Genomic DNA, 12,374 nt, shown 5'->3' with positions numbered 1-12,374 from the left:
TATCAAGTGATTGGGCGGAACTTGCCTCTTTTTATGAAATATCCGGGCTAAGTGCTCTTAACATATAAAGCTTTATTATATTGTTGGTTACAGGCTTATAGCTGTCGGGTAGTGCATTCATCTCATGCCAGATTTTCGCTTTAGCGAACTTCGAATTATTGTCACCTGTAAACATACCCACATTCGTAACTTTAATAATCTTTTTGTTTTCATGGTCACCAACAGTCAGTGCTGTGGGTTCATGGAGATTATCAGTGCCATCAACATGCCACTGAAATCGCGAGTCCGTTATTGATGCCACAATGTTTAAAGTAGCCGGTACACGAAAAAGAAGATCTTCAAGGGTGACCTTAACAATCAACACCGTCCACCAAAAGGCTCGTTGCCAGTCACCTGTGGTCGAAGACTTCAGGGGGGATGCATATTGACTGTTCTCCGGGGTTGATGACCAGGATGAAGCGCCTGATAGAAACTGCCGGGTACTCTTGGCAAGAGGGAAAAGCCACATGGTCGTTCTCTTATTATATTCATCAAGTGGGCTCTGTTTATATACAGCCCAAAAAAAGAAATATTTTTTAGAAGGGTCTGAATCATTGTTACCGGCCGAACCCGCAAACGTTATTCCCGACGCGGAAAACAGGATAAAAAAACAGAGTAACTTGAATGGAGCAGTCATATTGAGAACCGGCAGAAGTGGAACCACAACCGGAATATAGAATACAGGCTATGAACTAACCACCCGGGTTAAGCTGTCAATAGCCACCGCTTCTGCTGTAATCGCTGATATACGACCACCACTTAATAACTAATAAGTCCGTAGCATCCCCTGCGCGGGTTGTGTATCATGCGTATCGTCAGTAGCACATAAGAAGCTATAAAGGCCATATAATAAAGCTACAACGTCATTCGACATCGATATAAAGAACGATAAACGAGGAACATCGTGACTGGTCAACCTTCCCAACGCGTTCAAATGGTCAAGCCATCCCCTACTCTTGCGGTGACGGCACGTGCTGCCGAATTAAGAGCAGCCGGCAAGGACATCATCGGACTAGGTGCCGGCGAGCCTGACTTTGACACACCTGTGCATATTAAAAACGCTGCCCTGAAAGCTATCGCTGAAGGTAAAACCAAGTACACCGCAGTCGACGGCACCCCTGAACTGAAACAGGCCATTATCAATAAATTCAAGCGCGACAACGATATCAGCTATACACCAGAACAGATTCTGGTCTCCTGCGGTGGCAAGCAGAGTTTCTTCAACCTTGCGCTGGCACTGATCAATTCCGGCGACGAGGTAGTTATTCCTGCTCCATACTGGGTGTCTTACCCTGACATGGTGACCATTGCAGAAGGCAAGCCTGTTATTGTAAAAGCGACGCTGGAAAACCGCTTCAAGCTGACTCCGGAACAGCTCGACGCTGCCATTACCGATAAAACCCGGCTTGTGGTGCTAAACAGCCCGTCCAACCCCAGCGGTACTGCCTACACCCGTCAGGAGCTGGAAGCCCTTGGCGATGTACTGAGGAAATATCCGGAAGTACTGGTCGCTACTGACGATATGTACGAACACATTCTCTGGAGCGATGAGCCATTCTGCAACATCCTGATGGCATGCCCTGATCTGTACGACAGGACCATTGTACTGAACGGCGTGTCCAAGGCTTACTCCATGACCGGCTGGCGTATCGGCTACTGTGGCGGCCCCGCCTGGCTGATAAAAAACATGAAAAAGATTCAGTCTCAAAGCACCTCCAATCCATGCTCTATCGCCCAGGCTGCAGCAACGGAAGCCCTGGACGGTCCTCAGGATTGTGTAAAGGTCATGCTGACTGCCTTCAAAAAACGCCATGACTATGTCGTTGGCCGCCTGAACGAACTGCCCGGTGTGACCGCTATTGAAAGCGACGGCACATTCTATGCTTTCCCGGATTTCAGTGAAGCCATGAAGAACCTCGATATCAAAAAAGATACGGATCTGGCAGAAATGCTGCTGGAGAAAGGTGTTGCACTGGTGCCGGGTTCTGCGTTCGGTGCTGAAGGCTGTATGCGCCTGTCCTATGCCACCAGCGAAATGGCTCTGGAGGCTGCTCTGGATCGACTTCAGGATGCCCTGTCCTGATTCATTGTCTTTTATTACCGGGGAACCCTGCCGCGTTCCCCGCTTCCGTCCTTATCAAAGATGCATGTTCACAGGTGGAATGATCAGTATCTGCGAATCAGGGAGACGTTTTGCTGAAGCTCCCTTCATTCGCTGAATTCATTTGATCCGCATGACTCGTTTGATCCGCATGACTCGTTTGATCCACATGGCTCGTTTGATCCGCGTGGCTCGTCTGATCCGCGTGGCTGGTTTGATCCGCGAGGCTGGTTTGATCCGCGAGGTTCATCTGAATCGTCCGAATCTTCTAACCTGATTGGTTGGTAGTAGCCGCTTGGTTGGAAGTAGCCGGGGTTAATCCTGCCAATATCATCACCCGTGTCAAAAAATACCGAAAAATCAGAGCTTCCGATTTCTGACAAATCGTAATATCTCCTCAAATCAAAGATAGAATGGGTGGTGTTCTCTGGCGTTGTTATTTCAACCACCAGTACCGTCTGTATGTCTTGACCCTCATCAGAAGATGTTGAATCAAGTGAAATAAGAAAAGGCCATGAACCGATTCTGTATATACTGGAAATGACTCTCCTGAGTCGACTCTGAGTATCGACATCAACACCGCTTTCTGGACGACTGCCGGTAGTCGGTGATTGATGTCTGATGGTGATAGCAAGCCTCGCCGTCCTTGACTCACACCATCGCCCACATCTGGCCCCTAAACAGCCCAGCATGCAGCCCAGTGGAGGAAAAGACGACCAGGTTAACCACCCCAAAGCACCGTGTATAAGGTTAAGCCTGTATCCAATGCCACACAACACTCCACCCATACCTCCAATTGAGAAGCTACTAAAAAGGCAGTCACAATGACCTCTTCGGCAATCCCCCAGGCGGTATGTGTACCGGGCTAATTCCTGTACCCAGTTTCTTTGCCCGATCAGACTGTGTACATGCTCCCTTAATGAGCGAGCCACCATGATAAATATTTCTATAGACTCCCGACTCAGTTGTATCGGTGCCGGATGCCATCGGCTCTCAGAGGCTCGCTCCAGTTGATAACCTGTATAAGTCCGGGCAATCGCCGTCGTACAAGCCCCTGAAGGCTGGTAAGTAACAGCCATTTGTCTGGGTGAATAGAGAGACTCATCCCGCGTTACATGATGGGAGCAAGAGGGCTGACCGGTGATGTCTGTAATCCCTTCAGGCTCTTGCTCCGGGAGTTCTATAAGAACAGTGACGTCTCTTTCTGTGGTTTGTGTGCGACCTCTATGGGGGACAGAAAAGGTAAGCCAATACAGATAGCGGTTTCTGACTACGTTGCTCTGTGTGTTATCACCACCCGGATTCTCAGGACACCCCCCTTCTTCTTCGTTTTTTATGGGCTGCATTTCGTATTCATCGCCTTGTCCGTGCGCTGGCAAAACAGTCAGAAATGAAATAAACAGCGAAAAAAAGATGAGTGTTGTTGAGAACCTGTGTATCTTCACATTCATTACTCCGTGACTGTTACGTTAAGTTTATGGAATGACAGCACCTTCATCGGTACTTTCTTCAGAGTCTTCCGGCTCATCCGGAGAAGGTTTTTTTGAGCTCTTACCGCCAAATTGCTCTGAAAATTTTTCTGGCACAAATAATTCAAAGGCTTGCTGACAGTTAGCAAAACCTTCCATTCGGACAATGGTATCCCACTGCTCATCGGTAGCCTTTGCCAGCTGTCTGTTAATATCAACTGTGTCCCTATTTTTAAAACCCCTGATCCGCCTTTTTGAGTCACCTTTTCTATACGTTCTTTGAAGGTTCTTATTCAGATGAGAGAAAGTAGCCTCCAATTTTTGGAGATCAGCTGTCACCCGCCTTCCTTTTTTATTTTTTTTACGTCCCTTAACTTTTTCATCTTCATCTTCATCTTCATCGTCAATGTCTTTTGCATCATCCCGCTTAGAATCTTTTTTATAGGGGCGGTCATCACCTCCTCCCCCGTCACCACCAGTGGCACCAGAGCTACCGCCCGGAGGGGGTGGTGGCGGTTCATTGCCAGCCCCACCTACAGCCCCTTCCTCTTTTTTTTGATTGTTTGCCTGATTAATCATTCTCCTGCTAGGTCGCCCTCCTTTTACTGCCTCCAGCATTGGTACTTTGCCATTTGCCAGCAAGCCGCTTCTGTTATAAACCAGGCACAGAGGGCTCTGGAGATTAAGCAACTTCGGAACTGCCTCAAAACCTTCGGGATAAGAATTTACGCCGGGCAGATAACATCCCCCGTGGGTTGGTGGCAGGTTGGAGGCATCCACCCGGAGGTGTCTCAGATTAACTGCCTTTTCAGACACAATAATCAGAAACGGGTATTCAAACCCCGGTCTGACAGAAAACGTTAAACCGGGAGAAGTCTGCAAGGGAAAGATCTCAGCAGGCAACAACTGTTTATTTGTGAAAAGCTGTACTTCAAACCCGGTAAATTGCCCGCTCCCCAAAAACTGTCCAGCCGGAATCAGTGTACTATCCAGCCTTTGTCCGTTCGTTCTGATAACGGTTTTCAGCATTCCGGCTTCTGCTGCATTAAGTTTAAGAGGTCTGTTCAAAACCAGAGAACCTGAGCCAGAATAATAAATCTGCTTTTGACCTGTATCGATCTCAATGAGTCTGTGGCTATCGGGTGTGAGGTGTTGATTTATTTTTCTGGTAAGTTCATAAGGTGACTTTGCTATCTGGATTTCAGTGTCATAATAACCGGAAGAGCCGGCTTCTGCTGCCATCACAAATCCAATAAACAAAGGCAATATGAAATAACACCACTTCATCAACCGCTTATTAATTATCATTTCGGATTCATCCCGTTTAAAACCGGAGGCAGTATAGTTCAGCCATCAAACAACTCCCGAGAATATAACCACCGGGATTTCCAACGAAATGAATAAAATGCACAGTTTGACTAACAGGACAGCAAAAAAATGTCAGCATTCCTAACAAAGCGCACTGACTCCGACTATTGCTGCAACTTTATTTCAGCCTCCCGGTCTTATTTTGTGAACGTCAGGCGATTATCCAGGACCGGATAACCAGGCTAAACCTTGCAACCTGGCTTGCAACGGACTGCGGTCACTGCGTTATGCAGAGAGCATTGATACCAGAAACAGGAACAAAGAGGTATTAGAGTCCATGCAAACTGTCGTTCACGTCGAAAAAGGGGCGCTTTCCCTTCGATCCCGGTGACCCCTTTTTCGACACCTTTAACCCTCAAAACCCACTCATTGCCCCCCGGATGATACCAGCGCAGCTTCTCGATAACCCCTGATTCGATGTCCACATCAGGCGACCCAACTACGGATAACACCGTTTATTTTGCGGCAAGCAACCAGATTGTAAATTCATCTCCAGTTCTTATAATACCTGCCGACAACCCATGTCCGTGTGCATTCTGCCCTACGGATTCATTGCTGAAATACAACAACCAATAACGCTATTTATATCGCTCAGGGCAAACCTGCAAAGGATCTGCATGATTCAGGCACTCACATCGCATTCGGCTGAAAACAAAGCCTTTTTCCGCAAACTCTGGAACCTTGCCATTCCTGTATCCATTCAGGCCATGATGTTTTCACTGCTGGGTCTGATTGACATCATGATGGTCGGTCGACTGGGGGAAACGTCTGTTGCGGCAGTGGGTCTGGGCAACCGGATATTTTTCTTTAACCTGATCCTGACTGCTGCCCTGGGCAGCGGCATGACAGTCTTGGCATCACAGTTTATTGGTGCGGGTGATAAAGGAGGTCTTCGTCGTACACTTAGTCAGGCGATACTGACATCACTCATTGTCAGCCTGCCATTCATTGCCGTTTACATGCTGTTTCCACAACAGATACTCGGGCTCGCCAGCAATGACACCGAACTGCTTGAGCTTGCCAGCAATTATCTGCTGATCACTGCACCGTCCATTATCTGTACGGCGATTGTCGTTCCTCTTGAATCGGCATTACGAGCCGCGAACGATGCCAAAACTCCGACCCGCATCGGGTTCATTGCCATACTGGTTAATATTGCCCTGAACTATGTGCTTATCTTTGGCGAACTGGGCTTCCCGGCACTGGGCGTTGCAGGTTCGGCATGGGCTACTACTATTTCCCGCCTGTTTCAAACGATTCTGCTGGTCAGCTATATCCATCACAAACGGGCATTTCTGCTGCCATCGTCTGACGACCTCCGTCAGGCACTGAAGAAAGCAGAGCTGGTTCGTTACTACAAAATTTCTTTGCCCATCATTTTGCAGGACGGCCTCTGGGCCTTTGGCACCGTTCTTTATAACCTGATTTATGCCAATATGGGTGTTAACGAGCTGGCAGTGATGAGTGCCATTTCATCCATAGAAGCCATTCTGATGTCTCTGTTCATCGGCTTTGGAGTCGGCAGCTCGATCATCATCAGTCAGGATCTTGGAGCCAGCCAGTTTCAACGGGCATGGCGCCATGGCTGGCTGGTTCTGTCACTGGCTCCCATTGCAGCCCTGGGTATCGGGCTGCTAATGGTGGTGTTCCGCCATGACATTGTCAGCCTGTTTGGCGATTTCAACCAGTCAACCCTGTTGCTCGCCTCACAGGTCATGATCGCCTCCGGCCTGGCTCTTATGCTCAGAGTGATTAACTTTACCGGGATTATTGGTTTGTTACGCTCCGGCGGTGATGTGAAAGCCAGTGTTTATATCAATGTGGTGGGCATGTGGGGCGTAGGCTTGCCCCTGGCGTATTTTGCCGCTAACTCGTGGAGCTGGCCGCTTTATCTGGTATTTATCTGCAGCCTGGGCGAAGAGGTCACTAAATCCATACTGGTTCTTGCCCGGATTGTATCAAGGCGGTGGCTGAACAATCTTGTTCAGGAGAAACCAGCGGCTGAACTGCCGGTTCAGGATTAACCTTACCAATAACGCAAAAAGCCTGAAGCAACAAATTTGGCTTCAGGCTTTTTTATGGAAGCGGACAGGTGTTTAATCGCTGTCAGACAGCCAGCACTTCCTGGCCACCAAGATACGGACGAAGAACCTCAGGAACCGTAATAGAACCGTCTTCATTCTGGTAGTTTTCCAAAACCGCCACCAGTGTACGACCCACCGCCAGACCTGAACCATTCAGCGTGTGCAGCAGTTCAGGTTTGCCGGTTTCAGGGTTGCGGAAACGCGCTTTCATGCGGCGAGCCTGAAAGTCCAGGCAGTTACTCACAGAAGAAATCTCACGGTATTTCTCCTGAGCAGGTACCCATACTTCCAGATCATAAGTCTTGGTTGCCCCAAAGCCCAGGTCACCACCACACAGCGCCACCACCCGGTAAGGCAATTCCAGCTTTTGCAGAATCGCTTCAGCGTGACCCGTCATTTTTTCCAGAGCCTCGAAAGAGTGATCCGGATGAACGACCTGCACCATCTCCACCTTTTCAAACTGGTGCTGACGAATCAGGCCACGGGTATCACGCCCATGACTGCCTGCCTCACTGCGGAAACACAGGGTGTGAGCCGTGAACTGCATGGGCAGTTGCTCAACATCGACAATGGAATCACTGACAATATTGGTCAGTGTCACTTCAGAGGTCGGAATCAGGTAGAACGGCTTCTGTCCGTCTTCAGGCACTTCGGTTCTGAACAGGTCTTCGCTGAACTTTGGCAGCTGACCGGTACCCAGCAAAGCCGTATCGTGTACCAGTGCCGGTGTGTTCACTTCTTCATAACCGTGTTCAGTGGTCTGAACGTCCAGCATGAACTGGGCAATGGCACGGTGCAGACGGGCAATCTGGCCACGCATCAGGGTAAAGCGTGCCCCGGACAGTTTGGTGCCGGTTTCAAAATCCAGTCCCAGAGGTGCGCCCAGATCCACATGATCCTTAACGTCAAAGTCGAATGTCCGTGGCGTACCCCAGGTGCGAACTTCAACGTTCTCGTCTTCGCCCTCACCTTCCGGCACCGATGCGTGAGGCAGGTTAGGCACTTCCAGCAACAGCTGGTTAATTTCGACCTGTAGGGACGCCAGTTCGTGTTCGGACTCTTTCACTTCAACAGCGATTCTGTCCATTCTGGCTTTCAGCCCGGCAATGTCGCCACCCTGAGCCTTGATTTTGCCGAATTCCTTGGAACCCGACTTACGTTCACTCTGCAGCTGCTCGGTGCGAACCTGCAGGGACTTCCGACGCTCTTCCAGTGCGCTCAGTCGTTCCACATCCAGTTCGAAGTGCTTTTTACGCAGAATCGCAGCGACTTCTTCAGGATTGCTACGAACGTACTTGGGATCTAACATCTCTCATCCTAATTTCAATATTCAATGAAATTATGCTTTTTCCAGAGGAACCAGAGGGTTGAAACAGTTCAACCCTGACCAGAATCAAGCATTAAAGCGGGATAATACACCATGCCAGCGTGACATTCGATATGGGCGGGGCGTCTGTAGAGCAATGATTAGCCCAAAGGCTGAAGCACAAGTCCCAGAACAGACCTAAGCCCTTCGAGAACGCTTTTTATGGGGTGATAATTCGTCCTTCACTGGCTCAAAAGCGTTTCTGCTGAGTTCCCGGTCTTCTTCCGTACTCCTGTACCTTCCTCTGCCCAGACGGCCGCCAGACTGAAGTTTGGTAATAAGTCTCTTAGTGTTTCTGACTGAAGACGACATGATTTCCGAAAGCTTGCGTGAATCGTACAAATCAATAATATTTGGGTCATTCCAGACAATCGGGCAGTAACCATAGAACATAAGGATTGAATCGATCAGCCCCCTTACAACCCTTATATTTCCATCTTCGAACGGGTGAATCTGATCAATTCTGGAAGCCAGTTCAGACAGGAGAGAAAACATTGTTTTTTCATCCCTCACAGAAGCCAGTTTTTCCTTATAGTCAGACAAAACATTTTTCAGGGCAGCCTCAACATGATTATGTTTGACCGGCGAGAAATCAACGGTATATCGATCATCATCAAGATAGTCACGAAGTTTACTGGCACATGGCTTATGACATTTAACAACTTTCGAGGCCATAGGACTGCCACTAGCATATTCACTGACGTGAAAAAAATCTTTTTTTTGCTCTGAAAGGGAGCCAGAAAACGCTTCCGCCTGTTGTAACCCTTTAAGGGTATAGTTGGCTTTAACCATGAAAAATACTCTTTTTTTACGAAACTCACCTTTAGACTGAAGCTTTTTACCCGCCTTACATGAACGAGACCGTTTGCGGATAGGGCTGAACAGCTCCAGATGCAGCTGCTTCAGATAATCTGTATTAATCAGTTCTCCGACATTAGCAATGGCTGGTAGCCTTTCTGTAATAAATTCATACATGGAAGCACCACCCCTGAGGCATCCGGGCTCCCGGTTTTCAAACATTTCTGTACCCTTTTCATCCTTTAGCAGTTGTTCATCAACGAGCAAACGGTAACGCTCTTCAACAGGCATTTTCTGGTACCACTCAACCCCTGCTACAACATTCGGTTTCATAGCGGACGCTTTCACTGTTTCAGCCCGGGGCGTTAATGTTACCAGCTGCCGGGTATTCAGGGGTTTCAGAAAGGTCTCGATACCGGGCAGTGGCTTCTCTCTGACGGAATGTCGATGTTCTGCGGCTCTGTCAAGGGTACGATGCTTCATACCACTTTTTTGGCTATTTGTATTCACAGGGGTAAGAACAGGCATAAGAACAGGCCTACAGAGCGGTGGTGGGGGTAAAGATACCGGATCAAAAAGTGGTCCCATAAACACCTCTGTGATGGCTAAGTTGAGTAGTGAATACAACTTCTGATCAGGGCATAAGGGATAAGTTTCTTTCAGTACTGACAAAATTGTCAGGTTTACTGACATCTTTTTAGACAAGAATGCATCACACCTTCAAGAAACACCCCGGATCATTGCCGGTGCGGTTTACTCTTATCCAGTCAGTCTGATAAGAGTCTCCGAAAATTGATAATGGGCCTGTCTATGATAGAATCCATCCGGTTTGGGTCTTATGACCCAGGGTGATGGAGTTCCACCTCTTAACCGCTCCCTTAGCTGACTCACAAAGCTCTGGCAGCTGATGACTCCTGTGTATTGATTCCCGACCGGGGATGGCACAGGATAATTGTAGCTGTACCTTCCCGGTCTTCGACTGACACCACGGAGACCCTATGAATCTCGGTATTCTCTTTTTTCTGATTCTGTTTGGCGGCTGGGCGGCTGGCAGACTGACTCAGTGCATCAAACTACCTGCCGTTCTGGGCATGGTTCTGGTCGGCATTGCCATTGGCTATTTTCTGGGTGACCAACTGCCTGCATCGTTGCATGAAAGCTCAGGCTTTCTGAAGACACTGGCGCTGATCATTATTCTGCTTAAAGCCGGTCTGGGCATCAGTCGCTCCACTCTTAACCGGGCTGGACTATCCGCCCTGCTGATGACGTTTATCCCCTGTATTTTTGAAGGTGGCGCACTGACGGTGATCCTGAATTATCTGTTCGGTTTTGACTGGGCAGTGGCTGGCTTGACCGGCTTTATGCTGGCAGCGGTTTCCCCTGCTGTGGTGGTTCCTTCCATGCTGGAGCTACAGTCAAAAGGCTATGGACAGAAAAATGCCGTACCGACTATTGTGCTGGCAGGTGCTTCGGTAGACGACGTGTTTGCTATTACCTTTTTCTCTATCTGTCTGGGACTGGCCACCACCGAAGAGAGCATCAGTATTAGCTCAGCGCTACTGGCTATCCCCGTTTCCATTATTACCGGACTGCTGCCGGGTATTATCATTGGCCTGTTTCTGGCGTGGCTGTTCCATCGCAGCAAAATAGCCGTCGTAGAGAAAGTGCTTATTCTGCTCACCGTCGCTGTTGCGATGGTGGAAGTCGGTGAAATGATTGACAGCGCTGCCCTGCTGGGTGTTATGACTGTTGGCTTTCTGTTACTTGAACGGGCAGAAAGCAGCGCGGTTGAGCTGTCCGGACAGTTTGGCAAAATCTGGTTCTTTGCTCAGATTATTCTGTTTGTCCTGATCGGAATGTCCGTCAATATTGAAGTCGCCCTGAACGCAGGTTTTACGGGTTTGTTAGCCATTGCCGGCGGTCTTGTATTTCGTTCCATCGGGGTATTAATCGCTACCCAGTTCTCGAGCTTGTCAGTGCAGGAACGGATTTTCTGTGTGATTGCCTACTGCCCAAAAGCTACCGTGCAGGCAGCATTGGGCGGTGTGGCTCTGGCGGCAGGCTTACCGGAAGGTGAGCTGATTCTGGCGCTGGCAGTACTTGCCATTGTTTTCACTGCTCCACTGGGGCTGATCGGTATCAATGTCTTTGGCACCAAACTGTTGGATAAAGGTAATACCTGACCCGCTCAAAAAAATGGTGCGTACCAGACAGTCAGCCGCCAGATTAAAGAGGTTACTGGGTTTTGAGGTCAGTTTATTGATAATCTGAGCGGTGTCTTCCGCGGACAGGACAGCCACAACATTCGCATGGACCGGTTCTTAAACCTTCACCGTCATCAGGGTCAGGGTAATCAGAATCATAGCCTTCCGGGTCTACTTCAGGCTGTTCATCTTGAACATCATAAGAAGAGGAAATCAGTGTAACACTTCCATACAATCCAAAATTGGCATGGGTGACTTCTGCGCGTCGATTTACCGTAATGCTTCCATACGTTCGGCCCCATCTGAAATGAGGTGCCTCGACGCTAAAAGTTGTTTCAGTTGGTGTTTGTTGCCGGATTCCGGTAACTGTGACAGTCGATAAATTTCCGGGATTCTCTATGCTTTCAAGTGCTCCAATGTTGGCGGGGTTAAAAAATGTAGGTATTCTGAAAGACCGTTGCAGGCCGGATGGGGGCAATAAACTATTAAGGTTACTAACCTGTTGGTCTAAATATAAAAATATGCTGTTACTTAATGGCCAGGGTAGAAAATTAGCCCATTGGTTTAGACGTGTGAATATACTGTCATTACATGGCCGGGGGGGAAAAATATTAGCAAGCTGATCCAAATCAGTCGTTGTCATTATTTGCGGGCCGTCATTCTGAACGCTAAAAGTCCGAAGAATGTTATTTCTTTCGGGCTCACCCTCTGGACAAATGTAAATACTAACATCAGATAAAGTAAGACTATCATCAAAGAAACGATGGTCATATGTTTTAAACTGGAATTTCTCTTCACCTCGGTCAGGCGTTATAAATTTGTAGGTGTATTCATTGTGAGTACCTTTGGCAAACTCCCAAAATGGCATCAGGGAAAGGAATACAACAAAGACCTTCAGTATCAATTTATTGGATTTCTTCATTTTAAGACTTTTCAGTTAGCTGT

9 protein-coding genes and 1 riboswitch are annotated in these 12,374 nt (G+C 48.3%); of the genes, 3 read left to right on the top strand and 6 right to left on the bottom strand.

The genetic code is table 11. The features are described 5' to 3' along the window. Positions 1-31: 31 nt before the first annotated feature. A complete protein-coding gene (locus NX722_RS06305; RefSeq protein WP_262567240.1) occupies positions 32-508 on the bottom strand; it encodes a hypothetical protein in 477 nt (158 codons plus the stop codon). Positions 509-973: 465 nt separating this feature from the next. Between NX722_RS06305 and NX722_RS06300 the strand changes: the two genes are divergently transcribed. After that, a complete protein-coding gene (locus NX722_RS06300; protein ID WP_262568621.1) occupies positions 974-2,122 on the top strand; it encodes a pyridoxal phosphate-dependent aminotransferase in 1,149 nt (382 codons plus the stop codon). 125 nt (positions 2,123-2,247) lie between these two features. Here NX722_RS06300 and NX722_RS06295 read toward each other — a convergent pair whose 3' ends face one another. Further along, entirely contained in the window at positions 2,248-3,585 is a 1,338-nt protein-coding gene (locus tag NX722_RS06295) for a hypothetical protein (protein WP_262567239.1), read from the bottom strand. A gap of 30 nt (positions 3,586-3,615) precedes the next feature. After that, on the bottom strand, positions 3,616-4,677 hold the full coding sequence (locus NX722_RS06290; protein ID WP_265442339.1) for a hypothetical protein: 1,062 nt from the start codon (positions 4,675-4,677) through the stop codon (positions 3,616-3,618). Positions 4,678-5,594: 917 nt separating this feature from the next. Here NX722_RS06290 and NX722_RS06285 point away from each other — a divergent pair. After that, entirely contained in the window at positions 5,595-7,001 is a 1,407-nt protein-coding gene (locus tag NX722_RS06285) for an MATE family efflux transporter (protein ID WP_265442338.1), read from the top strand. An 82-nt stretch (positions 7,002-7,083) separates the two neighbouring features. On the opposite strand, the gene serS is transcribed toward NX722_RS06285, so the two are convergent. Both serS and NX722_RS06275 read right to left on the bottom strand, forming a co-directional pair. Beyond that, the gene (serS, locus tag NX722_RS06280; protein ID WP_262567236.1) at positions 7,084-8,370 is read right to left on the bottom strand and encodes a serine--tRNA ligase; all 1,287 of its coding nucleotides are present in this window, start codon (positions 8,368-8,370) and stop codon (positions 7,084-7,086) included. 195 nt (positions 8,371-8,565) lie between these two features. After that, positions 8,566-9,708: a Fic family protein gene (locus tag NX722_RS06275; RefSeq protein WP_262567235.1), complete on the bottom strand. Its 1,143-nt coding sequence runs from the start codon at positions 9,706-9,708 to the stop codon at positions 8,566-8,568. A 355-nt stretch (positions 9,709-10,063) separates the two neighbouring features. Beyond that, a riboswitch (Fluoride riboswitch) is annotated at positions 10,064-10,149 on the top strand. Positions 10,150-10,223: 74 nt separating this feature from the next. Between NX722_RS06275 and NX722_RS06270 the strand changes: the two genes are divergently transcribed. Further along, positions 10,224-11,408, top strand: a complete 1,185-nt coding sequence (locus NX722_RS06270; protein WP_262567234.1) for a cation:proton antiporter — start codon at positions 10,224-10,226, stop codon at positions 11,406-11,408. Between the two features lie 73 nt (positions 11,409-11,481). On the opposite strand, the gene NX722_RS06265 is transcribed toward NX722_RS06270, so the two are convergent. Next, entirely contained in the window at positions 11,482-12,351 is an 870-nt protein-coding gene (locus tag NX722_RS06265; protein ID WP_262567232.1) for a DUF1828 domain-containing protein, read from the bottom strand. Between the last annotated feature and the right edge of the window lie 23 nt (positions 12,352-12,374).

The organism is Endozoicomonas gorgoniicola (assembly GCF_025562715.2).
GTDB classification, from domain to species: domain Bacteria; phylum Pseudomonadota; class Gammaproteobacteria; order Pseudomonadales; family Endozoicomonadaceae; genus Endozoicomonas_A; species Endozoicomonas_A gorgoniicola.
Note: the sequence above shows the minus strand (reverse complement) of the source record. Positions and strands in the feature narration are given on the sequence as shown.